23 protein-coding genes are annotated in these 26243 nt (G+C 36.5%); 14 read left to right on the plus strand and 9 right to left on the minus strand.

What is annotated here, in order from left to right:
* Positions 1–295: 295 nt before the first annotated feature.
* From K9V48_RS18965 to dnaA, 8 genes are all read right to left on the minus strand, one after another.
* Positions 296–1387, minus strand: coding sequence for an HD-GYP domain-containing protein (locus K9V48_RS18965; protein WP_224140737.1), 1092 nt, complete (start codon positions 1385–1387; stop codon positions 296–298).
* Between the two features lie 170 nt (positions 1388–1557).
* Complete coding sequence (gene gyrA / locus K9V48_RS18970; protein WP_224140738.1) at positions 1558–4059, minus strand: DNA gyrase subunit A; 2502 nt, start codon at positions 4057–4059, stop codon at positions 1558–1560.
* Positions 4060–4361: 302 nt separating this feature from the next.
* Positions 4362–6281, minus strand: a complete 1920-nt coding sequence (gyrB, locus tag K9V48_RS18975) for a DNA topoisomerase (ATP-hydrolyzing) subunit B (protein WP_224140739.1) — start codon at positions 6279–6281, stop codon at positions 4362–4364.
* Positions 6282–6498: 217 nt separating this feature from the next.
* Entirely contained in the window at positions 6499–6747 is a 249-nt protein-coding gene (gene remB, locus K9V48_RS18980; RefSeq protein ID WP_224140740.1) for an extracellular matrix regulator RemB, read from the minus strand.
* Positions 6748–6757: 10 nt separating this feature from the next.
* Positions 6758–7876 (minus strand): DNA replication/repair protein RecF, encoded by a 1119-nt coding sequence (recF, locus tag K9V48_RS18985; protein ID WP_224140741.1) that lies wholly within the window; start codon positions 7874–7876, stop codon positions 6758–6760.
* A gap of 16 nt (positions 7877–7892) precedes the next feature.
* The gene (gene yaaA / locus K9V48_RS18990) at positions 7893–8108 is read right to left on the minus strand and encodes a S4 domain-containing protein YaaA (protein WP_224140742.1); all 216 of its coding nucleotides are present in this window, start codon (positions 8106–8108) and stop codon (positions 7893–7895) included.
* Between the two features lie 253 nt (positions 8109–8361).
* On the minus strand, positions 8362–9498 hold the full coding sequence (dnaN, locus tag K9V48_RS18995; RefSeq protein ID WP_224140743.1) for a DNA polymerase III subunit beta: 1137 nt from the start codon (positions 9496–9498) through the stop codon (positions 8362–8364).
* Between the two features lie 204 nt (positions 9499–9702).
* Entirely contained in the window at positions 9703–11055 is a 1353-nt protein-coding gene (dnaA, locus tag K9V48_RS19000) for a chromosomal replication initiator protein DnaA (protein ID WP_224140744.1), read from the minus strand.
* Positions 11056–11780: 725 nt separating this feature from the next.
* On the opposite strand from dnaA, the gene rpmH reads away from it, so the two are divergent.
* From rpmH to K9V48_RS19055, 11 genes are all read left to right on the plus strand, one after another.
* Positions 11781–11915, plus strand: coding sequence for a 50S ribosomal protein L34 (gene rpmH, locus K9V48_RS19005; RefSeq protein ID WP_111617259.1), 135 nt, complete (start codon positions 11781–11783; stop codon positions 11913–11915).
* Positions 11916–12302: 387 nt separating this feature from the next.
* A complete protein-coding gene (gene rnpA, locus K9V48_RS19010; protein WP_224140745.1) occupies positions 12303–12647 on the plus strand; it encodes a ribonuclease P protein component in 345 nt (114 codons plus the stop codon).
* A gap of 194 nt (positions 12648–12841) precedes the next feature.
* Entirely contained in the window at positions 12842–13564 is a 723-nt protein-coding gene (spoIIIJ, locus tag K9V48_RS19015; RefSeq protein WP_251527354.1) for a YidC family membrane integrase SpoIIIJ, read from the plus strand.
* A complete protein-coding gene (jag, locus tag K9V48_RS19020; protein ID WP_224140747.1) occupies positions 13561–14196 on the plus strand; it encodes an RNA-binding cell elongation regulator Jag/EloR in 636 nt (211 codons plus the stop codon). The genes spoIIIJ and jag overlap by 4 nt, the downstream gene beginning before the upstream one ends.
* A gap of 644 nt (positions 14197–14840) precedes the next feature.
* Positions 14841–16226 carry a tRNA uridine-5-carboxymethylaminomethyl(34) synthesis GTPase MnmE gene (mnmE, locus tag K9V48_RS19025; protein WP_224140748.1) on the plus strand — a complete coding sequence of 462 codons (1386 nt, stop codon included), beginning with the start codon at positions 14841–14843 and terminating at the stop codon, positions 16224–16226.
* Between the two features lie 67 nt (positions 16227–16293).
* Entirely contained in the window at positions 16294–18180 is a 1887-nt protein-coding gene (gene mnmG / locus K9V48_RS19030) for a tRNA uridine-5-carboxymethylaminomethyl(34) synthesis enzyme MnmG (RefSeq protein WP_224140749.1), read from the plus strand.
* A gap of 20 nt (positions 18181–18200) precedes the next feature.
* The gene (rsmG, locus tag K9V48_RS19035) at positions 18201–18917 is read left to right on the plus strand and encodes a 16S rRNA (guanine(527)-N(7))-methyltransferase RsmG (RefSeq protein WP_224140762.1); all 717 of its coding nucleotides are present in this window, start codon (positions 18201–18203) and stop codon (positions 18915–18917) included.
* A 105-nt stretch (positions 18918–19022) separates the two neighbouring features.
* Positions 19023–19901: a nucleoid occlusion protein gene (gene noc / locus K9V48_RS19040; protein ID WP_224140750.1), complete on the plus strand. Its 879-nt coding sequence runs from the start codon at positions 19023–19025 to the stop codon at positions 19899–19901.
* A gap of 564 nt (positions 19902–20465) precedes the next feature.
* Positions 20466–21227, plus strand: coding sequence for a ParA family protein (locus tag K9V48_RS19045; protein ID WP_111617252.1), 762 nt, complete (start codon positions 20466–20468; stop codon positions 21225–21227).
* Entirely contained in the window at positions 21220–22080 is an 861-nt protein-coding gene (locus K9V48_RS19050; RefSeq protein ID WP_224140751.1) for a ParB/RepB/Spo0J family partition protein, read from the plus strand. Before K9V48_RS19045 ends, K9V48_RS19050 begins: the two co-directional genes overlap by 8 nt.
* A gap of 282 nt (positions 22081–22362) precedes the next feature.
* Positions 22363–23064, plus strand: coding sequence for a DUF554 domain-containing protein (locus tag K9V48_RS19055; RefSeq protein WP_224140752.1), 702 nt, complete (start codon positions 22363–22365; stop codon positions 23062–23064).
* Positions 23065–23127: 63 nt separating this feature from the next.
* Here K9V48_RS19055 and yyaC read toward each other — a convergent pair whose 3' ends face one another.
* Positions 23128–23751 carry a spore protease YyaC gene (gene yyaC, locus K9V48_RS19060; protein ID WP_224140753.1) on the minus strand — a complete coding sequence of 208 codons (624 nt, stop codon included), beginning with the start codon at positions 23749–23751 and terminating at the stop codon, positions 23128–23130.
* Between the two features lie 121 nt (positions 23752–23872).
* Here yyaC and K9V48_RS19065 point away from each other — a divergent pair, with 121 nt between their 5' ends.
* From K9V48_RS19065 to K9V48_RS19075, 3 genes are all read left to right on the plus strand, one after another.
* Positions 23873–24868 (plus strand): YkvI family membrane protein, encoded by a 996-nt coding sequence (locus K9V48_RS19065; protein WP_224140763.1) that lies wholly within the window; start codon positions 23873–23875, stop codon positions 24866–24868.
* A gap of 274 nt (positions 24869–25142) precedes the next feature.
* Positions 25143–26012, plus strand: coding sequence for a mechanosensitive ion channel family protein (locus K9V48_RS19070; RefSeq protein ID WP_224140754.1), 870 nt, complete (start codon positions 25143–25145; stop codon positions 26010–26012).
* Positions 26013–26030: 18 nt separating this feature from the next.
* The gene (locus K9V48_RS19075) at positions 26031–26234 is read left to right on the plus strand and encodes a DUF951 domain-containing protein (protein ID WP_263432884.1); all 204 of its coding nucleotides are present in this window, start codon (positions 26031–26033) and stop codon (positions 26232–26234) included.
* Positions 26235–26243 lie beyond the last annotated feature (9 nt).

Consider the following 26243-nt stretch of genomic DNA (forward strand, 5'->3'; position numbering starts at 1 on the left):
TCGTCCTGAGCCAGGATCAAACTCTCCAATAAAGTGTTTGACTTGCTCATAAGTTTTGTACTATATAGTACGTTTATGTTAATCGAAATTAACGTTGGCACGCTTGGTTTTGTTTAGTTTTCAAAGAACTTTTTGAGTCGCTTCATTAAAAGGCGACTTCACTATAATAACATCATTCATCGTATGGAGTCAATACCTTTTTCATAATTTCTAAAAAGTACCTGCGCCCCATCCGGCTGACTTATAGAAGTATATCAGCTTAATATGAACGAGTCAACATAATTTAAAATGTTTTTTAGATAATTTCCTCTATAAACAATTCCGCTTTATCCTTCAAAGCAATAATTTCTCCATTCGGTTCAATTTTCACCAAAGGCCTCGTTGGATACTGTTCATCCACAAAAACAATTTCCGCTACGAAACCACTAGAGAGCTTAACCTTCGTACCAACCGAAATATTTATGATTGCCTTTTTCAATTCATTGACTACACTTAGATCAAATTTACCAAAATCGTCCTGAATAATTTGCTCCAATACTTTAAAGGGAGATTGTTTACTTCGGTAGGGCCTAACAGATATCATCGCTTGATATATATCGGCTAAAGCTACAATTTTGCTATAAGGATGTAGTTGTTTCCCTTTTACACCAAGAGGATATCCACTTTGATCAATTCTTTCATGATGCTGCAACACTCCCATCTTTACACCTTCTTGTATTGACATAATGTTTTTTAATAAATTATAGCTATGGATTGGGTGCTTCTTAATATCATGGTACTCCTTTTCAGTTAGTGTTATCTTTTTAGTTATAATATTAGTTGGCAATTTTGACATTCCACAATCACATAATAATCCAGTTAAGGCGATTTGGTTAATGTCCCCTTGTTTATACTGTAGTTTTTTTCCTAAAAAGGCACTTAGTAGCGCTACTGAAATTGAGTGATGGTATATATAGTCTTCCTGTTTACAATAGTGATAAAGTTGAAAAATCTCCCTCTCATGTTCTTCCAGTTCGCCGACTAAAGGAAGAATAATCTGTCTAATTTCAGCAATGTCTAATGAAGCCCCCGACTGCCAATTTATAAATAATCGTTTATAACTCTGTACGGCATCCATATAAAGTTGATAGAATGATTTATTATGTATTATTTCAGAATTCCCTTCTATTCCATGTATATTTTCATCTAATTTATATTTAGGCTGAAAAACTCCACCATTATCAAGTAATTCTTCCACTTCAACCTCTTTAACTAAAAATGCTTGTAACGCTTCTTTAATATGTTGATCTACCTTTGTCTTTTTATAGGCTAACAGCTTATTTGAAACTGAAAAAATATTTTTTGCTAGAATGCACCCTGTTTGTAATTGATTAATATAGATTTTCAAAGATATACCCCCCTAATAACCATTATAACTAAAAATAGGTAATATTACTTATATTTGTTATTGTTTTCAGGGGATTTCTTACTAAATAATGTAATTTTCTGTTTTATTGTTAAAAATGGACAAAAAAAGGACTGTCACCATAAAGTGAATCAGTCCTCTTACTCTTATTCTTATTCTTCATCTCTTGGTTCAGCTGTTTCTTGTTCCTCGTGTGATTCAGTTACTTCATCATCCGAATCAGTTTCCTCTTTCTCGACAAGGGCAACAGTGGAAACAACTACATTTTCATCTAATTTTATTAATTTAACACCTTGAGTGTTTCTTCCCATCGTGGAAATTGTATCAACATCCATACGAATGATGACTCCACTCTCTGTTATCAGCATTAAATCCTCTTCCCCGTTAGCAGCTTTAACAGAAACGACTGGACCATTTTTATCCGTAATATTACACGTTTTTAAGCCTTTACCACCACGGCTTTGTATTCTATATTCTTCAGAAGGTGTTCGTTTTCCGTATCCATTGCTTGTAACAATTAATACATCAACATTTTCTTCTAAAATTTCCATCCCAACTACTTCATCGTCTTCATCAAGAGTAATCCCTTTAACACCACTAGCTGTACGTCCCATAGAACGAACATCTGACTCAGGGAAGCGAATTAACATTCCCTTTTTCGTTCCGATAATAATATCCTTAGAACCATCAGTTAATTTAACAGAGATCAGTTCATCCGCTTCTCGTAGACCTACAGCAATTAACCCGTTATTTCTAATATGTGCAAATTGAGATAACGGCGAACGCTTTGAGATTCCATCTTTTGTCGTAAAGAATAAGAACCAATCATCCACAAATTCAGAAACTGGAATAATTGCGTTTACCCATTCATCCTTTTCTACACTTAAAAGGTTTATGATTGGAAGACCTTTAGCCGTTCTACTATACTCAGGAATCTCATAGCCCTTGGCCCGATAAACTTTCCCTTTGTTCGTAAAGAAAAGAATCGTATCATGTGTCGATGTTGTAAGAAGCTGTGCGACGAAATCATCTTCATTCGTTCCCATTCCTTGTATGCCCCTACCACCGCGTTTTTGAGTACGGTAGGTTGATACTGGAAGACGCTTAATATAGCCATTATGAGTTAACGTAATAACAATATTCTCTATTGGGATTAAATCCTCATCTTCAATGTTTTCAAGCCCGCCCGCTACAATTTCTGTACGGCGTTCATCGTTAAATCTTTCCTTTAACTCTGTAAGTTCTTCACGGATAATCTCAAGGACCTTTTCCTCATCAGCCAAAATCGCTCTTAATTCAGCAATTAAGTTTACAAGTGATTGATACTCTTCTTCAATTTTTTCCCGTTCTAAACCGGTTAATCTTTGAAGCCTCATATCTAGAATCGCCTGTGCCTGCTTTTCACTTAGTGAAAATTGCTCCATTAATCCATTTCGGGCAATCTCAGTCGTTTGTGAATTTCGAATAAGTGTAATAACTGCATCCAAATGATCAAGTGCAATTCGCAAACCTTCGAGGATATGCGCACGAGCTTCAGCCTTTCTTAATTCGAATGCTGTTCTCCGCTTAATAACAACCTTTTGATGTTCTAAATAATAATAAAGCATCTGTTTAAGATTAAGAACCTTTGGATGGCCATCGACTAAAGAAAGCATATTGATACCAAAACTAGTTTGTAACGCTGTTTGTTTATAAAGATTGTTTAAAAGGACATTCGCATTTGCATCCTTCCGAACCTCAATCACAACCCGCATTCCGTTACGGTCTGATTCATCGCGTAAATCCGTTATTCCATCAATCTTTTTATCACGAACAAGCTCTGCAATTTTTTCAACGAGCTTCGCCTTGTTTACCTGATAAGGTAGTTCATTAACAATAATTACTTCTTTACCTGATGCCTTTTCTTCAATTTCAACTTTTGCCCGGACCGTTATTGAGCCACGACCTGTTTCGTAAGCCTTTCGTATCCCGCTTCTGCCAATAATCTGCCCAGCTGTTGGGAAATCAGGACCCGGAATGATCTCCATCAGTTCAGGAATTGTTATATCAGGATCCTTACTTAAGGCAAGAACTCCATCAATTACTTCACCTAGTTGATGCGGGGGAATATTGGTGGCCATACCAACTGCGATTCCAGTCGCACCATTAACTAATAGGTTTGGGAATCTAGCTGGAAGTACAATTGGCTCTCTTTCTGAACCGTCATAGTTATCTTGGTAATCAATTGTATCCTTGTTAATATCACGAATTAATTCCATTGAGATTTTCGACATGCGTGCCTCGGTATAACGCATCGCAGCTGCAGAATCTCCATCGACAGACCCAAAGTTACCATGCCCATCGACTAACATGTAACGGAAATTAAAATCTTGTGCCATACGTACCATTGTTTCATATACTGCTGAGTCACCATGTGGATGGTATTTACCAATTACTTCACCGACGATACGAGCCGACTTTTTAAATGGTTTATCTGAAGTCATCCCTAAATCATTCATTGCATACAAAATACGACGATGAACAGGTTTTAATCCGTCTCGAACATCTGGTAAAGCACGCGAAACGATAACACTCATTGCATATCCTAAAAAGGATTCTCGCATTTCACTACTAATATTTCTCTCAATAACTTGTGAGCTTTGGTTTTCCGACATACTAAGATAACCTCCCTTAGTCCTTTTCACTTTTTAAATTGGGAGAGCCAAATAAATTTATAAAATAAAGTAATAATCTATACCCAATTGAAGATAATTCATCTAATAGTCTACTCTCCATTATATCAATGTTAGGGAAAGATTACACATCAATTTCATAGTTTGTTCATAGAAAGTAGAAGTTTCTGAAATAATTCATGTTTCACACGATCTTTCTATACAATAATTATGTAAGTGTTTGAAAACAACTATGAGATTTATATCAAAAAACACCTCACCATAAAAATGAGGTGCTTTCCAGGCTAGACATCTAGATTTTTAACATATTGTGCGTTTGCCTCAATAAAGTTTCGACGAGGTTCTACTTTATCACCCATTAATGTATCAAAGGTTTCATCCGCATCAATTGCGTCCTCTAAAGTAACTTGGAGCAATGTACGCGATTCAGGGGACATTGTTGTTTCCCACAGTTGCTCTGGGTTCATCTCACCTAAACCTTTATAACGCTGAATTCCTGGTTTAGGCTGCTGAGGCATCCCAGCAAGAAACTCATCAAGCTGACGATCATTATATGCATATTCAACACGTTTACCTTGCTGAATTTTGTAAAGAGGTGGTTGAGCAATATAAATATAACCCATCTCAATAATTTGACGCATATAACGGTAGAAGAATGTCAGAATTAGAGTACGAATATGCGCACCATCGACATCAGCATCTGTCATAATAACCACTTTATGATAACGTGCTTTGGAAATATCGAAATCTTCTCCAATACCTGTACCTAATGCTGTGATGATCGCTCTAATTTCGTTATTTGATAAAATCTTATCCAGTCGTGCCTTTTCGACATTGATAATTTTCCCTCTTAACGGAAGAATCGCTTGGAAATGTCTATCTCTTCCCTGTTTTGCAGACCCACCAGCTGAGTCTCCTTCAACAATGTATATTTCACTAATAGAGGGATCCTTTGAGGAACAATCGGCCAGTTTACCAGGTAAACTAGAAATTTCAAGCGCACTTTTCCTTCTCGTTAATTCACGAGCCTTTTTGGCTGCAAGGCGAGCTCTAGTTGCCATTAAACCTTTTTCAACAATCTTTCTAGCTATTGAAGGGTTTTCTAGTAAGAACTTATCAAAAGCCTCTGAAAAAACAGAATCTGTAACTGTACGAACCTCTGAATTTCCAAGCTTTGTTTTTGTCTGCCCTTCAAATTGGGGATCAGGATGTTTAATAGAAACAATTGCAGTAATTCCTTCACGAACATCTTCACCTGACAAATTATCATCATTCTCTTTGAAAATTTTATTTTTTCTAGCATAGTCATTAATGACACGAGTTAAAGCAGTCTTAAAACCAGCCTCGTGTGTTCCACCCTCATAGGTGTGAATGTTATTGGCAAATGAATAGATATTGCTTGTATAGCTATCATTGTATTGAATGGCTACTTCTGCTGTAATACCGTCCTTTTCACCCTCAATATAAACTGGCTCATCATGAATTACTTCACGAGTACGGTTTAAATGCTCGACGTAAGATTTAATACCACCCTCGTAGCAATATTCATTTTGACGTTTATTTTCACGTTTATCTTCGATTGTGATTTTTAATCCACGGTTAAGGAATGCCAGTTCTCGGATACGATTTGCAAGTATTTCATATTCGTATTCTGTTGATTCAGTAAAGATTTCTGAATCTGGTTTAAATCGAGTAATTGTACCAGTAACTTCTGTTTCTCCAATTACCTTTAAATCCGCAGCAGGAACACCTCTTTCAAACTTTTGGAAATGGATTTTCCCTTCACGATGGACTGTAACAGTTAGAACAGTTGAAAGAGCATTAACTACTGATGCACCAACACCATGCAGCCCACCAGAAACTTTGTATCCACCGCCGCCAAATTTCCCACCGGCATGGAGAACAGTCATGATAACCTCTACTGCAGGGCGTCCCATTTTTTCATGAATACCTACTGGAATTCCTCGGCCGTTATCTTTTACAGTTATACTGTTATCTTCTTCAATGATTACATTGATTTCATCACAAAACCCGGCTAACGCTTCATCAATACTATTATCAACAATCTCCCAGACAAGATGATGGAGGCCTTTCGCACTTGTAGTTCCAATATACATACCAGGGCGTTTACGTACCGCTTCTAGACCTTCTAGTACTTGAATTTGATTTTCATCATATGATTGTTTGACTTGATTTTCTTCCATCGTCACACTGACCACCTACACTTTTCTTAAATCTAGCTAGTAACAAAAACGCGGAGCGCCTTGTTCAGCCTCGGACAGAATAGAATGTGTGTTTTGCACACCTTCTATTCATGAGGGGCTAGACCATAGAGTGGCTAGGCGCTTACGTTAGATGGCAATGCGCTTAGCCATAGTCATAGCTTTTTCTCATTTTCAAAACAAATAGACAATATTCTCGTTATACATGTATATCAAAGGCAAACTGTGCTCGTTTCTTCAATGTGCTCGATGATAACGGGGAAAAATATATTTTATTCATCGTCACGATGACCGATTTTGCCTCACCATTTGTCAGCTGAACAATTTTACCTTCTTGCTTTTTTAGAAATTCAGCCACAATAGATGAATCCAGTGAAGACTGGCGGTCTAATATCATAACAACTTCTTTAGAGGGGACAACAAAATTGTCTCCTAGATGAATATACATTTCAATCACCTCATTTATCGTCTATGAGCTTTCCAGCCTGGACATGAAAGGTAGCTGCTTCCCTTAAGGTTTGATGGTCAATCCCTTCAACACTAGTTGTCGTCACAAATGTTTGTACTTTTCCTTGAATTGTATTCAATAAATGGGATTGCCTAAAATCATCAAGCTCTGATAATACATCATCAAGTAAAAGGATTGGATATTCTCCAATCTCATTATGGATTAAATCAATTTCAGCTAACTTTAACGATAGGGCCGTTGTTCTTTGTTGGCCTTGCGAGCCATATGTTTGCACATCATAATCATTCACAAAAAAGATTAGATCATCTCTATGAGGACCTGCTAATGTTGCTCCACGTTCAATTTCTTTCGTTCTTATTTCAGCAAACTTCTGCTCATATACATTTATCATTTTCGTCAAATCGTGTTCTTCTGATACGTCGACTGACGGTTTATATTTAATTATTAATGTTTCTAATCCTCTACTAATCCCAAAATGAATAGGCTGAGCCCATTTTTGGAGTTCAGATATAAACTGCAATCTCTTATGAATAATTTTCGCAGCAGCCTCACTTAATTGGGCCGTCAGTACATCTAACATTGTTTGATCTGTTTGCTTTCTCATTTGTAGCATTTTCAAATAATGATTCCGTTGCTGCATGATCTTTTGGTAACGGCTCAAATCGTGAAGGTAAACGGCAGATACTTGGCCAATTTCCATATCAATAAATCTTCTTCTCACACCAGGGCTGCCCTTTACTAAATTCAAATCTTCCGGTGCAAACATAATCACATTCATAGCCCCTACATATTGGCTGAGTTTTTCTTGCTCTATATAATTTAACTTGGCCTTTTTACCTTTTTTGGAAATGATTAATTGAAGAGCCGTTAATCGATTATACTTTTCTATGCTACCTTCTATTCTAGCATATTCTTCGCCCCAACGAATCAATTCTTTATCATTTGACGTCCGATGCGATTTAGCCATGGCAAGAACATAAATTGATTCCATCACATTTGTTTTCCCTTGTGCATTTTCACCAAGGATTACATTGACTTTATTTTCAAATTGAATCGTTAAGTCTTCATAATTTCGGTAGTTTTTTAATTTCAGCTCTTTTATATACAAATTTAGGACACCAACTTTAATTTTTCACGATATATGTGCCGAAATCAGGAATATAAACCATATCCCCATCTCTTAGTTTTTTACCACGGCGGTTCTCTGATTCATTATTAACAAAAATTTCATATTCTCCTAAAAACCATTTCGCCATTCCACCAGTTTGTATCACTTCAGCTAATTTCAAAAATTGTCCTAGTGTAATATACTCCGTCTCAATCTTTACTGGTTTCGCCATAGTGAACCACCTTCCTTCAGTAGTCTCTAACTTTATATAATACTAAACATTAGACTAAAAATACAATCACTACTAGTATAACAAACCTTGTCGTCCACCCCACATGGACAAAAAGAGCGTGCTGTGAATCCAGTAGTTCTAAATACCCGTACCTCCTGTTATTGGAAAACAGAAAAGAGACTGACAGATGCCAGTCCTCTTTATTGCAGATTACCGTGCAAGGAAGCCTACCGGTAAATTGCACTTTATAAAATTAATAGGTTCTTACAGGTAAGATTAGTTGGAGCATTGAATCATCTTCAATTGTTCGAATGACAAACGGTCTCATCGCCCCTGTGAAATTCACATTAATTTCCGTTCCCTCTAGTGCTTTTAATGCATCCATCACATATTTTGCACTAAACGAGATTTTCAATTCTTCACCTAGTAATTCAGCTGCTTGAATTTCCTCACTGACTTTACCAATTTCAGGAGAGTTAGAAGAAATTTCGATATTCTTATCTGCCAATGTCGAGAGCTTTACAACATTGTTTCTAGCCTCTTTAGCCAATAATGATGCACGATCAATGGCTTGTAAAAATTCTCTTGAATTAATTGTCATGTTTGTCTTGCTGTCCGTAGGAATTAGGCGTGATGTATCTGGGTAATTGCCGTCCAATAATCTTGAGAAAAATAAGATATGTTTTGCTTTAAATAATACCTGATTTTCCGTTATGACAATTTCAACAAGATCACTCGTGTCATCTAAGATTTTGCTTAGTTCACTTAGACTTTTCCCTGGGATAACAGCATTGTATGAGCTCTGACTTCCAGTATTAATCACTGCTTTTCTTAAAGCGAGGCGATGACTATCTGTGGCAATACATATAAGTTCGCCGTTTTCTAATCTCCAGTTAACTCCAGTTAAAATCGGCCTAGTTTCTGATGTTGATACAGCAAATACTGTTTGTCGAATCATTGCCTTTAATAAATCAGCAGGTATTTTAAATGCATTTTCTTCCTCAATTTGTGGAAGGTGCGGATACTCTTCTGGATCTAAGCCATTTAGGTTAAATTCTGCTTTTCCTGAACGAATAACTGTTGAATGATTGTTCGCTACTTCCATTTCTACAATATCCATCGGTAGTTTCTTTACAATTTCACTAAAGAATCTAGCTTGTAAGACAATGCTTCCCTGTTGAAAAATTTCAACAATCACATTTTCATTTTCCTCAGTAGGAATAAAGGATTCAATTGAGACATCAGAGTCACTTCCTGTTAAGGTTACTCCTTCTGAATGAGCTACAATTTTAATCCCAGTCAAAATTGGAATTGTCGTTCTTGATGATACAGCCTTCATTACGTCTTGAACGCTTTGAACCAGATGGTCACGTTGAATAGTAAATTTCACGTAAGTATTCCTCCTTTTTTTTCGAAGCATTTTTTCTAATTAGTTATATATATTATTTATAAAAAATATAGTAGTAGTACTAGTAGGGCCTGTGGAAATGTGGATAACCACCCAAACCGAAAGGAAACACAGCCTATCCACATGTGGACAGACTGTGTATATATCTGCATCAGTTATTCACATTATTCAGGTCTATATATCTTTTCAGGAGCCTTTTAGAATTTCAGTTATTTCCTTGAGTTGTCTTTGAAGAAGTTCATCATTTTGAAGCAGTTTAGAGATCTTCTCATGGGCATGAATCACGGTTGTATGGTCACGACCACCAAATTCTTCACCAATTTTAGGTAGAGAAGAATCAGTTAATTCTCTTGATAAATACATCGCAATTTGTCTTGGAAAGGCAACTGATTTTGTGCGTTTTTTTGCTTTAAAATCTTCTAGTTTAATCTGAAATTCCTGACCAACTACACGCTGAATCTCACTAATAGAGATAATCTTGGGTTTAGAGTTAGGAATAATATTTTTAAGTGCTTCAGCAGCCAAATCAGCATTCATATCATGGTTAATAAGGGATGAATAGGCTACAACTCGAATAAGTGCACCTTCTAATTCACGGATATTTGTATCAATTTGGTTTGCAATATAAAGCATGACTTCATTCGGGATATCTAAACCTTCTGCTTTTGCCTTTTTTCGCAGGATTGCAATTCTTGTTTCAAGGTCTGGAGGCGTAATATCAGTTATTAAGCCCCATTCAAATCTTGAACGTAGCCTATCCTCAAGTGTAGGAATTTCTTTTGGAGGACGGTCACTAGATATGACAATTTGTTTGCTTTCTTCGTGCAAGGTATTGAATGTATGGAAAAATTCCTCTTGAGTTTGTTCTTTTCCAGCTATGAATTGAATATCATCAATTAATAACACATCAACACTGCGGTATTTATTTCTAAAGTCAACAGCTTTGTTATCACGGATTGAATTGATAAATTCATTCGTGAACTTTTCCGATGATAAGTAAACAACCTTCGCGGAAGGGTTATGATCAAGGACATAATGGCCAATTGCATGCATTAAGTGCGTTTTACCTAATCCTACTCCCCCGTAAATAAACAATGGGTTGTAGGCCTTTGCTGGCGCTTCGGCTACAGCTAATGATGCAGCATGAGCAAAACGGTTACCTGATCCAATGACAAATGTATCAAATGTGTATTTTGGATTAAGCATATTTTGGTGGAACTCCACCTGTTCATCGCTACTTTTATTTAATTGTTTATTTGATGAATTAGGTACAAATTCATCATCCATTTGGTTTTGGGGAATAGTAAACTTTATTGAAAACTCTTCACCAGTTAATTGGTAGATGGTATCTGCAATAAGATGTAAGTACCTAGATTCTAGCCAATCTCTTGCAAACTCGTTTGGAGCAATGATGGTTAAGGTATCACCTTTAATGGAATGTGCCTTCGTTGACTTTAGCCACGTTTCAAAGCTAGGTTTACTAATCTTTTTTTCAATTTCTGCTAATGCCTTACTCCAAAGTTCAGAAAGATTCTCCATGTAGCGTATTGTCCCTCCTTTACTGATGTGTATTCATTATCCGTACAACCTTTGTACAAGGTGTTAATATTAATGTATAAACATAAAGCCGTCTAAATTGTGCATAAATATATAATATAGTATAAAAGCGTCTTTTCGACAAAATACAAAAGTTGTGGACAACATTTCACACAAGGTGTTTATAAATTCTCCACAGGATATCCACAATCTGTGGATAACAATAATTATATGATTCAATATTAAGAGTGAAAACACAGATATGATATCAGAATAAGTCTATACATGCAATGGTTTTTACAAACTTATCCACATAATTAGATGATTGTTGAGAGAAATTGTCCACAATAGGGGGAGTTGTGAAAAAACTGTCGATAACCTGTGTGGATACTGAAGGAATTTGTCGTTTTTTTATCCACAGGTGATCGGACCACCTTAATTAATTAAAGGACAAGTACTTTGTTCAACCCAAAGTGAATGAAGATGGTCTAGGAAATTTCATGAATTAAAATGAGCTTCACCATTTAAAAAAGGTTTCTGTAGATCTGTGAGAGGATGGAAACTATAATATTGCCCCATATTAACGGGGAGTAGTTCCTCTGTTAATGGAAATCACATTTTCTACAATTAAAAGTAATAAAAAAGCAGGAATGGTTGACAACTCATACAATAGGTCACTATAATTAGTAAGACTGTCTTTAACTGTTATCCTCAGGGAGGTGTCATAGATGAAACGTACTTATCAACCAAAAAAGCGCAAGCACAGTAAAGTTCATGGTTTCCGTAGCCGTATGAGCACAGCAAGTGGACGTAAAGTTCTTGCTCGCCGTCGTCGTAGAGGAAGAAAAGTATTATCAGCATAGGCCACTGAAAAATCAGTGGTCTTTTTTTTCCGAATTAGAAAGAGATAAGTTTTATGACTGGAATTGATGGCTAGTTTTACAAGATCGAATGTCAATTGTTAGCTACCTGAATGTCCAAAATTACTTGTAATAAAGGGCAATCTCAATAATCGGACAGTTTATTTACCTGAAGTCGTTCAATGCACTTAGCATTTATTTAGATAAAATCACCAATTCCCAAAAGGGGAATGTAAATAAAGCGATTTTTACATTGAATGCAAAGTAGAAGGCCAAACTTTGATTAAGTTAGCTTTAAAAGCTTTGTTTAAATCGTTTTTAATACAGGTATAATGATGGTGAGAATTCTGCAGAAAAATTAGTATGTAGAACATACCGGAGTGAAACGAAATGAAAAGGAAATATAGAATTAAAAAAAATGAAGATTTTCAAACTGTTTTTAAAAATGGGAAATCGATAGCGAACAGACAATTTGTCATTTATATGTTACAAAATCCTGAAGAGCGAGAATTTCGCATTGGGCTATCAGTAAGTAAGAAAATCGGTAATGCTGTGACAAGAAATCGAATTAAGCGCTTAATTCGACAAGTTTTTCTAGAAGAAAAGCATCGAATTAAAAGTGGGAAAGAGTTCATCATAATCGCTAGAAAACCAGCAGCTGATATGGGGTATTCCGAAGTAAAGAATAGTTTAGACCACTTGTTTCGAAAAGCTAAGATTTACCAATCTAAATAACTGTAGAAATTTGTAGAAATTAACTGGTGAAAAACTTTTATATACATAAGGAAAATCATAATAAAAATGATAAGATATTAATTATGTGAAACTTTTTCCGTCTTTTAACGTACAAATTGTATCAATTATTGATTAGGAGGAAAAAAGGTTTGAAGAGGCGCATACTTTTAATAACGGGGTTATTGGGTGTTTTAATGTTCTTAGCTGGATGTACTCAGGTTAATGTACCAGTTACATCGGAAAGCACAGGTTTTTGGAACACATATATCGTATATCCTTTATCACAATTAATTACATATTTTGCCGAAATAACTGGCGATAATTACGGAATAGCAATAATAGTAGTGACGATTATCATTCGTTTAGTGCTTTTACCGTTGATGCTGAAGCAAACGAAGAGTTCGAAAGCAATGCAAGCATTACAACCCGAAATGGCAAAATTAAAGGAAAAGTACAGTTCAAAGGATCAACAAACACAACAAAAATTACAACAAGAGACGATGGCCCTATTTCAAAAACATGGTGTTAATCCTCTTGCAGGTTGTTTACCGTTAGTTGTTCAAATGCCAATTTTAATTGGTTTCTATCATGCAATTATGAGAACAGAAGCAATCGCTGAACATACATTCCTTTGGTTTGATTTAGGTGACAAGGATCCATACTATATCCTTCCAATTGTTGCAGGTATAACAACATTCATACAGCAAAAGATGATGATGGCAGGAACAGCAAATCAAAATCCACAAATGGCGATGATGCTTTGGTTAATGCCGATAATGATCGTTGTCTTTGCTATCAGTTTCCCGGCAGCACTTTCTCTTTATTGGGTAGTAGGTAACTTATTCATGATTATTCAAACCTATTTTATAAAGGGGCCTGATTTAAGGGTGGAAAAAGATGGGGGAAATAAGAAGTGAAAGAGGTAACTGCTAGTGGACTTACCGTCAATGAAGCAGTAGAAGATGCACTAAACCAATTAAAGGCGACGAGAGAAGAAGTAGAAATAACAATTCTTGATGAAGGCAAAAAGGGAATATTAGGGATCTTCGGGAAAAGGCCTGCAACTGTTAATGCAAAGCTAATTCAAGATCCAGTAAAGGCGGCGCAAGCCTTTCTATCTAATATAATCGAAAAGATGGAAATAGATGCCCAAATCGAGACAAAACGGTCAGGGAAGTCAGTTACGTTTCAACTAACGGGTGATAAGTTGGCAGTTTTAATTGGAAAAAGGGGACAAACTTTAAATTCGCTGCAATATTTAACACAATTAGTTGCGAACAGAAACTCAAACCATTATGTGCAGATTACAATTGATGCTGAAGATTATCGAAATAGAAGAAAAGATACACTTAATCAATTAGCTGCCCGATTAGCTCAGCAAGCCATCCGGACATCAAAAAGTGTTTCCTTAGAACCAATGCCTTCATATGAACGTAAAGTTATCCATGCTGCGTTGTCCGCATACAAAGAAATAAAGACGTATTCTGTGGGTGAAGAACCGAATCGTCATTTGGTTATTTCACCTAAACAAAAGACCGACTCTAAGTAGAGTCGGTCTTTTGTTGTTATTTACTGGGAAATAAAGAGAGGTGGTATTCCTATCGGTGGGCAGATTATTACCCAATAAACTGCAAAAACGGTTATTTTCTGCTAATTGCATGTTATTGAGTACTGGGCGTGTACGCAAGTGTTACCAAATTAATAAACATGTCGTTTTTGAAGGGAATGATTCGGGCGCGCCTAGTGTGCATGTCACTTATGAATGTTAATTTGTGAAATGTCTTTAGTAGTAAAACATAGATTATCCCATTCTTAACGGACGGTAAAATTATTACCTTAATATTTATAAGAGATAAAGTGGATTGGTGAGTGCTAACTGTTTGTATAGAGAAAGGCAAGTCTTGCCTTAGCGTGTGAGGTCTAAAATTTTAATGAGAAGGTTGTTTGATAAAAGGTCAAATGTTAATAACTAAATAAGGGGGAGCTTTCAATAAAGAGCAAATATTGTTATTAACATGTGGATAAGTTAAAATAAGCAGAGAGAGATTGAAAAATATGATGGAATGTGGATAATGCTAGATCAATTTTACTTTCTTATGAAAGTGAAATATGCTATCTTTAAATTTTGTTCAAGACTCGAAATGATAGAGGGAATATTAATATAGATAAATGATAAGAGAGGTGATCGTAAAAATGGAGTTAGATACAATAGCAGCAATATCAACACCTTTAGGGGAAGGGGCAATCGCAATTGTCAGATTAAGTGGAGAGCAAGCTTTTGAAATTGCAGATAAGCTTTTTGAGGCACCTTCTAATAAAAGGCTAATAGAGGTTGACTCCCATACGATCCATTACGGTCATATGATTGATCCGGCAACGGGGAATGTTGTTGAGGAAGTCATGGTTTCAGTGATGAGGGGACCAAAAACATTTACAAGAGAAGATGTTGTTGAAATAAATTGCCATGGTGGGCTAGTCACTGTAAATCGGGTATTACAATTAGCTATACAAAACGGCGCACGACTTGCAGAACCAGGTGAGTTTACAAAGCGTGCCTTTTTAAATGGGCGGATTGACTTGTCACAAGCGGAAGCAGTAATGGATTTAATTCGGGCCAAAACAGATCGAGCAATGAATGTTGCATTAGGACAAATGGAAGGAAGATTATCAAAGCTTGTTCAAAGGCTTAGACAAGAGATTTTAGAGACATTAGCACATGTTGAGGTTAATATTGATTATCCAGAATATGATGATGTTGAGGAAATGACTCATCGTATGCTGATTGATAAGGCGACTATTGTAAAAGATGAAATTAATAAGCTCCTTCAAACATCACAGCAAGGAAAGATCTTAAGAGAAGGACTTTCAACTGTCATTATAGGAAGGCCGAATGTAGGGAAATCGTCCCTATTGAATAGCCTTGTTCAGGAGAATAAAGCAATCGTAACAGACATTCCAGGAACGACAAGAGATGTCATTGAAGAATATGTGAATGTTAGAGGAGTGCCACTTCGTTTAGTAGATACAGCTGGTATTCGAGAAACTGAGGATATTGTCGAACGAATTGGTGTTGAGCGATCAAGAAAGGTTTTAAAGGAAGCAGACTTAATCCTTCTTGTTTTAAATTATCATGAGGAACTTCTCACTGAAGATATTCAACTTTTTGAGGCGATAAAAGGAATGGACTTTATCGTCATCGTTAATAAAATGGATTTGGAACAACGAATTGATCTCCAAAAGGTGAAAGAATTAGCTGCTGGTAAGCCTGTTGTCACTACTTCCTTATTAGAGGAAAAGGGAATTGATGAGTTAGAGGAAGCAATAAGTGCACTATTTTTCCAAGGCAATGTGCAAAGTGGTGATTTGACGTATGTATCAAATTCTCGCCATATCGCATTATTAACAGCTGCCCAAACGTCCATTAGTGATGCATTAACAGGTATTCATGCAGGTATACCTATTGATATCATTCAAATCGATTTCACTCGCTGTTGGGAGCAACTTGGTGAAATCATCGGTGATGCCGTTCATGAAAGCTTAATTGACCAGTTGTTCTCACAATTTTGCTTAGGGAAATAATGAAAACTAGACACTAAGACTACGTTTAAAAAATAGAACTGTTGATCATAAACTAAGGAGGTTAAATATGTCGTATCATGCTGGAGACTATGATGTGATTGTCGTCGGTGCTGGCCATGCTGGCTGTGAATCTGCACTAGCATCTGCAAGAATGGGGGCAAAAACCCTTATTATTACAATAAATTTAGACATGGTGGCCTTTATGCCATGTAATCCGTCAGTTGGTGGACCTGCAAAAGGTATCGTTGTTCGGGAAATAGATGCTTTGGGCGGGGAAATGGGTAAAACGGTTGATAAAACACATATTCAAATGAGAATGTTAAATACAGGTAAAGGACCCGCTGTGAGAGCCTTGCGGGCACAAGCCGATAAATTTGCATATCAACATGAAATGAAGAAAACGTTAGAAAATGAAAAAAATCTAACATTACTTCAAGGTATGGTTGATAAATTAATTGTTGAGGATGGAATCTGTAAGGGAATTGTGACTCAAACGGGTGCGGAATATAGAGCTAAGGCTGTTGTGTTAACGACAGGGACCTTCTTAAGAGGTGAGATTATATTAGGGGAACTTAAATACTCGAGTGGCCCAAATAATCAACAGCCTTCGATTAAACTATCTGAACATCTGGAAGAGCTGGGATTTGATTTAGTAAGATTTAAAACAGGAACACCGCCACGAGTGAATAGTCATACGATTGACTACAGTAAAACAGAAATTCAACCAGGTGATGAGGTTCCCCGTGCATTCTCTTACGAAACGACTAAATTTATTACAGATCAGCTTCCATGCTGGTTAACATATACAAGTCCAGATACACACACGATTATTAATAATAACTTACATCGTTCACCAATGTATTCGGGGATGATCAAAGGATCAGGACCGCGTTATTGTCCATCGATCGAAGATAAAATTGTCCGCTTCAATGATAAACCAAGACATCAAATATTCTTAGAACCAGAAGGTAGAAATACTCAAGAGGTTTATGTACAAGGACTATCAACTAGTTTACCTGAAGAGGTACAGCATCAATTAATTCGATCAGTCCCTGGCCTTGAAAATGCGCAAATGATGAGAGCAGGGTATGCAATTGAATATGATGCAATCGTTCCAACTCAACTTTGGCCAACGTTAGAAACGAAGAAAATATCAGCCTTATTTACAGCAGGGCAGATTAACGGTACCTCAGGATATGAAGAGGCAGCAGGGCAAGGATTAATGGCTGGAATTAATGCTGCTCAAAAGGCGTTAGGAAAAGAAGATGTGATTTTAGGTAGATCAGATGCTTATATCGGTGTACTTATTGATGATTTAGTTACAAAGGGAACAAGTGAACCATACCGCCTATTAACTTCAAGAGCTGAATATCGTTTATTACTTCGCCATGATAATGCCGATCTACGTTTAACTGAAATTGGCAAAAAATTAGGTCTAATATCTGAAGAACGATTTGCGAAATTTACAAACAAAAAGCACGCGATTGAACAAGAAAGACAACGCTTGTTAACTGTTATTATAAAGCCAAATCAAAAGACGCAAGATTTAATTCTTTCTGTTGGCGGAAGTGAGTTAAAAGACGGAATTAGAGCTGCTGACTTACTAAAACGTCCAGAAATGACTTATGAACATATTAAACAGCTTGTTCCTTCTGAAACTGAAATTGATGCTGAAGTTGCAGAACAGGTAGAAATTCAAATTAAATATGAAGGTTATATCGAAAAATCCTTACAGCAGGTTGAGAAATTAAAGAGAATGGAAAGTAAAAAGATTCCCGAAAATATCGATTATGATGCTATTAACGGTTTAGCGAACGAAGCACGCCAAAATCTAAAAGAAGTTAGACCTTTATCAGTAGCACAGGCATCTCGTATTTCAGGTGTAAATCCAGCAGACGTATCAATCCTATTGGTATACTTGGAGCAAGGGAAAATTGCACGGGTCTCTAATTAATAAGTGGAAAGGTTTTGAGTATGGATACAGCATTATTTCAATCAAGTTTAGCGGAGAAAGGAATCATTCTTTCGCCACAGCAAATGAATCAATTTGATTTATATTTTGATTTGCTAGTAGAATGGAACGAGAAAATGAATTTAACGTCAATTACAGAAAAAAAGGAAGTGTACTTAAAGCATTTTTATGATTCTGTATCAGCTGCCTTTTATTTTAATTTCTCAGAGCCATTTACTATTTGCGATATTGGGGCGGGAGCTGGTTTTCCTAGTATACCAATTAACATCTGTTTCCCGCATCTAAGGATATCGATTGTTGACTCATTACAAAAGAGAATTAATTTCTTATCACATCTTACACAGGAATTAGGTTTACAGAACGTTAAGCTATTTCATGACCGTGCCGAAACATTTGGCCAAAATCAAGAGTATAGAGAATCGTTTGATGTTGTAACTGCTAGAGCGGTAGCAAGGCTTTCTGTCTTAAGTGAATTGTGCCTACCTCTTGTTAAAGAGGACGGCTTCTTTCTTGCTATGAAAGCTGCGGCAGCAAAGGAAGAACTGGATGCTGGCAAAAGGGCACTTCAGGTTTTAGGTGGGAAAGTTCAAGAAATTCACTCATTTGAATTACCGATGGAAAATAGTGAACGAACAATCCTAGTTATTGAAAAGGTAAAGAAAACACCAAAAAAATACCCAAGAAAGCCTGGAATGCCAAACAAGCTTCCAATAGAGTAAATGTTTCATGTGAAACATTTACTTGCACTTTTAAATATTTTGCAGGAAATAATGAAGGAAAAAGAGAATATTAAAATTGGTAGTCTTTAAAGGTGGTGTTGGCACATGAAGCATCCATTTTCACGTTTTTTCGGTCTGGGAGAAAAGGAAGTAGAGCAAGTAGAGCAAGTCGCGATTGATGAGATAGAACAAGAAATGAGAGCGGAAAAACAAAATAATGAAGAAGTAAAAAAAATCGAAGTACAGGATATTGTACCTAATCGTTTCCAGCCACGTACCATCTTTGCTAATGAAAAGATTGAGGAATTAGCATTGACTATTCGGACGCACGGAATTATCCAGCCAATAGTCGTAAGGGAAAGAGATGGAAAGTTTGAGATTATTGCCGGAGAGAGACGCTGGCGTGCTGTTCAAACGTTAGGTTGGGATACTATACCTGCAATCGTAAAGGATTTTAATGATACCGAAACAGCGAGTGTGGCATTAATTGAAAACCTACAAAGGGAAGAGCTCTCATCAATAGAGGAAGCTGTTGCTTATGCAAAATTACTAGAATTACATGATCTCACACAGGAAGCATTGGCACAGCGACTCGGTAAGGGGCAATCTACAATAGCGAATAAGTTACGCTTATTAAAACTCCCAAAAGACGTACAGGATGCTCTACTGCAGAAGGCAATTACAGAGCGGCATGCACGTGCGCTTATTCCATTAAAGGACCCTGAATTACAAATAAAACTGTTAGAAGAGATTATTGAAAAGCAGCTAAATGTAAAACAAACGGAAGACCGAGTGGTTAGGATCCTAGAGAAGAATAATGTGAAACCAAAACCGAAGCGTAAAGCATTTAGTAGAGATACTAGAATTGCAATGAATACAATTCGTCAATCATTATCGCTGGTCGCTGATAGTGGCGTTAAGTTAAATGCAGAAGAAGAAGAATTTGAGGAATACATTCAATTTACAATAAAGATACCTAAATAGCATCTTGCATTTAAATATATGATTATTTATTATACGTTTTAATAATTGACAGATAGATAACGGATTTATACCTTATATTTTACTCCTGAAGGGCTGAACTGGATTGAAGGTCAGACCCTTTTTCTTGTCTTATAGGAAACTATAAAATTCTTGTACTGTGGATAAGCGCACGTCATCCAGTTCCAGCGCCTTTGTTCTTCCCTGGGAAATACTAAAATTCTAGTATTGTAGATTTGCATTTCAGAATGCAGTCGTTCCTTCTTCCTCGTTAATTTGCAAAGAAATGTGAACGTTCCCCTACAATATTTCCCCACTTGCGCTCTATCGTCAAATAGCCGCATAAAGCCTATTATATAGATAATTTATTTTTCTCTTAATTGATAATACAAGTATTGAAGAAATTAGAAAAAACTCAACCTTTCTATCATATTCATGATAGAATAAAAAATGATAACAAATAAGTGGAAGAATTTAGATAAGAGTATGATTACTATCAAAAATGGCCATTTAAGTTCCTATTTTATGTTTGAATAAAAGTTTTTATGTTATGGAAGAGGTGACATCGTGGGAAAGATAATTGCCATTGCAAACCAAAAGGGTGGAGTAGGTAAAACAACAACATCTGTAAATTTAGGTGCTTGCTTAGCATATATTGGTAAACGAGTGCTTCTCGTCGATGTTGACCCACAAGGTAATGCAACGAGCGGGCTTGGCATTGAAAAGGCCGATGTCGAACATTGCATTTATGATATCTTAGTCGATGATGTAGATGTAAAAGAAGTCATTAAACCATCTGAAGTAGAAAATTTAGATATTATTCCGTCTACGATTCAGTTAGCAGGTGCAGAAATTGAGCTTGTTCCGACTATTTCTAGAGAAGTCAGATTAAAAAGAGCACTTGAAGCAGTGAAGCATCACTACGATTTTATCGTAATTGACTGCCCCCCATCACTAGGATTACTCACAATTAATGCGTTAACAGCATCAGATACCGTTTTAATTCCAGTACAATGCGAGTATTACGCATTGGAGGGGTTAAGCCAATTACTAAACACTGTGCGCCTTGTCCAGAAACATTTGAATACAGAGTTAATGATAGAAGGTGTTCTATTAACAATGCTTGACGCTAGAACAAACCTAGGAATTCAAGTCATTGATGAAGTGAAGAAGTATTTCCAGGATAAGGTGTATCAAACAATCATCCCAAGAAATATTCGCTTAAGTGAAGCACCAAGTCATGGCCAACCTATAATTATTTATGATCCAAGATCTAGAGGAGCAGAAGTTTATTTAGAATTGGCAAAGGAAGTGGCTGTGAATGGCTAAAGGATTAGGTAAGGGAATTAATGCATTATTCTCAAACATGGAAGTTGGTCAGGAGGAAACAGTTCAAGAGATAAAATTGAATGATATTCGACCAAATCCATATCAACCACGAAAAACCTTTGAACAAGTAGCGATCAATGAGCTTAAAGAGTCAATTTTGCAACATGGAATTTTACAGCCAATTGTTGTTCGTAAAAGCATCAAGGGCTTTGAAATTGTTGTAGGAGAACGTCGCTTTCGTGCTGCAAAGGAAGCGAAACTTACGACAATTCCAGCTGTTATTAGAAACCTAACAGAGCAGCAAATGATGGAATTAGCTTTATTGGAGAACTTACAACGTGAGGACTTAACACCTATTGAGGAAGCACAGGCATATCAGACGTTGATGAACCAATTAGACTTTACGCAAGAGGCGCTGGCTAAACGTTTAGGGAAAAGTCGACCACATATTGCTAACCACGTAAGATTACTGACCTTACCATCATCGATTCAACAGCTCATATCTGAAGGAAAGCTATCAATGGGGCATGGTCGTACACTTCTAGGATTAAAGAAAAAGGATACAGTGAATCAACTTGCTGAAAAAATTGTTCGTGAACAGTTAAACGTTCGACAAGTAGAATTAATTGTTCAGCAATTAAATAATAATGTTCCACGTGAAACGAAGAAGCAGAAGCCAGAAAAGGATATTTTTATCAAAGAACGCGAAACATTTTTGCAGGAGTATTTTGGTACATCTGTATCAATTAGAAAGCAAAAGGAAAAGGAAAAGGGAAAAATCGAAATTGAATTCTTTTCTCAAGATGATTTAGATCGTATATTAGAATTATTAGAAACAAAACAATCATCATAAAGAATTAGTTCTATTTCATTGAAGCTGGCTCTATGTGGAGTCGGCTCTTTTGCCGTTTAGCGTACTATAAAATTCCTGAACCGTGGATAAGTGTACGATATCCAGCTTTAGTGCTTAGTTGCTCTTGAATCGAAGGTCGAAGATACATCGATTCAAGGGCATCTTTGCAATGTCAAAGGTTGGATAGATATTTGCGCTATTTATATTTCTTCTAAAATTTGGAAGGTAGTCCAGTCTTCCACACTTTTAATTTGTATATCTAAAAAGAGAGATGGGATAATTTTGGTTTTATTTGGAAGTGTCGTAAATGCTTTAGGTATAATAATAGGAACTCTTATCGGGCTACTACTTAGGAGAATTCCTGAGCAAATGAAACAAACGGTTATGATAGCGATCGGTCTTTCAGTCGTAGTGTTAGGTCTTGATATGGCCTTGAAAAGTAACGACTTTTTTATAGTCATTGTTAGTTTAGTATTTGGTACTGTAATCGGAGAGTGGCTTCGACTTGAGGATCACCTTCATTCTATCGGTACTGTCCTTGAGCGTAAATTAGGTAAGTCTCAAAATGGAAATATTGCACAAGGATTTGTTACTGCTACATTGATCTTTGTTGTTGGCGCAATGGCTATCATAGGGGCACTTGATAGTGGTCTAAGGAATGATCATGCTGTTCTGTTAACTAAATCAATGATTGATGGATTTACGAGTTTAGTATTAGCGAGTACTCTTGGTGTTGGTGTTTTATTTTCAGCTATACCGGTGTTTCTATATCAGGGGGGGATCGCATTATTTGCAAATGTTATCCATCAATTTCTTTCAGACTCACTGTTGGAGCTATTAATTGCTGAGCTAACGGCAACAGGTGGTGTATTAATAGCTGCAATTGGTATTAATATGCTCGGTATAAAGCAAATCCGAGTAGCGAATTTGCTTCCAAGTATCATTGTCGTTACAATTATCGTTTTAGTACAATATAATTACTAAATTAACTTTGCATATTTATCTATACACTGCAGACTAGACGAATGCAGTGTATTTCTATTTCCTTTAGTTAATGGCTGAATCTTGATCGTCTAGCAGGTTTCTACGGATGGAATGCCGCTTTTCTAAGTAATGTTTTTCGGCTTCAATTAATCCCTTCGAAATAATATCAGCCATACTCATGACAAGATGTAAGCGAGTATTTTGTAAAACGGAAAACTCCATAAAACCACTTACATTGACGATTCCCGAAATATGCATATCGCCAACTGCAGGGAGTTCTTTATTTACCCCAGCTCCAGGTTTTATCGAACCTTCGGCAACTTGGATAAAACCGACACTTTTTAGTCGACCTAAGCATGCATCAATGGCGATAATAAATGGATTTCGATACTTTTCTTTAATAAATGCTAATGTTTCCTCTAAATTAACAGCATGAACAGGATCCTTCAATGTACCAAAGGTATGGAAGTGAGATAATTGATCTTGAATGTTAGAACCTACTAAAGGACCTAAACAATCACCTGTGGAACGATCTGTTCCGATACAAATAATGATAATTGGCTTTATATAAAGCTTTGGCATATGTTCTATGAGCGTCTTGGATAAGTCCTGAATAGCCTCTTTATCTTCATAATGTATTCGATCTTGCTTTTTAGTTGATTGAAAAAGCCCAGATTTTAGATTCATAGATTTCACTCCCACTTCATAGTAGTAACAGTATACGGAGGTTTGACCATTTCTATACATGTTCGTTGCAATTAGGACAATCCTAAGAGGTGAGGGAAAGGTGAAATCAGGATTAAAGTGGATGTTTTTAATATTAGGAACGACCATCGGGGCAGGATATGCATCTGGAAGGGAGCTATGGCAGTTTTTTGGCTTTGAAAGTGGACTAGCAATAGGGATTTTTACTATCATTTTTAGCATAGCAGTCTATGTCATTATGAAGGTTAGCTTTGAAGAGAGAACAAGTCACTTTTTCCCGGTATTGGAGAGGTTAATTGGTAAAAAGCTTTCACATGTTTATGATGTATTGATTGTGTTATACCTATTTACAACAACAATTGTCATGATTGCCGGTGGTGGTGCTACGCTTGAGGCCTTTTCAGTACCTTATTGGGGAGGGATCCTATCCTTTTCCGTGCTAGTAGTGCTCTTATTCCTGAACGATACCAATAGCATTATTAAACTCAATGTTTTGGTTATTCCATTGCTTCTAGTAGGGTTGTTTTATGCTCTGTTTGCATTTAACTTCTCAAGCCAGCATTCATGGGTAGTAGATATAACGAAACAATATAATTGGCCATCTGCATTTACGTTTACTTCACTAAATATCTTGCCTTTACTTGCTGTCTTATCTGCCATTGGAAGAGAAATGAAGGGTCTGAGGGAAGCAAAAATAGCTAGCATTGGCAGTGGCGTGATCTTAGGGGTCATGTCCTTTATTTATAATGAAACGTTAGTACAAATGGCGGATACCATTGCTGATTATGAAATCCCATTATTTGCAATTTTAGAAGGATCACCATTTGTCATATTCCTTTTAATGTCTATCATACTTTGGCTTGCAATCTACACTACCGCGATTTCGGGGATTTTTGGACTTGCAACACGGTTTAGGGAGTTTATGAATACACCAATCTGGTTTATGGCATTGATCTTAGTACTGCTTATGATTCCCTTTACACGTTTTGGCTTTGCAAATCTCGTCGCCATTTTATACCCCTTATACGGTTTAATTAATCTTTATCTGCTTGTGTCCATTTTACTTTTTCCTATAATAGATCGCTACAAAATGCGATAATGATAAGCTAAGTAGGGTAGGCTGATTCTAATGGCCATTCCCTTTCAAGAAAAAGAGGGTGTCCTTTATGGGGAGACCCTTTTATCGAGTGTAACTTACAAAATATATTAATAACCCTAGAAATTACGGAGGAATAAATGATACAGGAAACGAATTTGGCTTTTTAAAAGGAAATGAGTTTACATATCGAGTATAATAAGCTAAAAAATAGTATATAGGTTAAGAAGTGATATGGCACTATAGCGCGATAGTTAATTAAGAAAAGGTGATGACATTGAACCTAATTGAAAAGATGTGGAATCAAATTTATGTGTACCTTACAGATAGTGAACGGTGGATTACGATTGGAGAGGGATTTTTAAAGATTATTTTGATCTTCATTATCGCGACTGCTTTTATCCGAGTTGGAAAACTTGCAATTAGTAAGGCTTTTTTATTCCGTGTAAAATCGCCATTACGTATTTCAGAAAGAAGGGAAAATACACTTTCTAAACTATTAGAAAACACCTTAACCTATCTTGTCTATTTTATTGCAATTATCATGATCTTGGAGACAATTGGTCTTGATGTCGGTGCTTTGCTCGCTGGGGCGGGGATAATTGGTCTAGCTGTGGGCTTTGGCGCCCAAAGTCTTGTGAAGGATATCATATCTGGTTTTTTTATTATCTTTGAAGATCAGTTTTCTGTAGGGGACCATATACGAGTTTCTACCTTTGAAGGTACCGTTGTAGAAATCGGGTTAAGAACTTCAAAAATTAAGAACTGGACAGGAGAAGTACATATTTTACCAAATGGTAATATAACAGAAGTTACAAATTTCTCCATCAATAATAGTGTAGCCGTTGTAGATGTAAGTATTTCCCTTGAGAATGATATATCCGAGGCTGAACGTGTTATCCGAGAGCTTCTCACAGAAGTGCCTGATAAATACGAAGATATCGTTACCCCCCCTGAATTACTTGGTGTTCAAACATTAGGTACATCAGATGTTATCTTACGGGTTACTTGTGAAGTTGAACCAATGCGTCACTTCCATATTGCAAGAATGCTTCGAAAAGACATAAGAGTTCGTTTAGGCGAACGTGGTTTTGATATTCCATACCCAAGAATGGTTATGTATAACAGAAAAGATGAAATCAGTTAAGAGTGGAGGTAATCGATAATGGAGAAGGAATTTGGGTTAAATGATATTGTTGAAATGAAGAAACAGCATCCATGTGGAACGAATCGCTGGAAAATTATTCGAATGGGTATGGATGTTAGGATTAAATGCGAGGGTTGTGAACATAGCGTTTTAATTCCTAGGAGAGAGTTCGCTAGAAAGATGAAAAAGGTACTTGTTAAACATGAAGAATCAAATGAGTAGGCCGCATAT

The sequence above is a fragment of the Metabacillus rhizolycopersici genome (genome assembly GCF_020075705.1).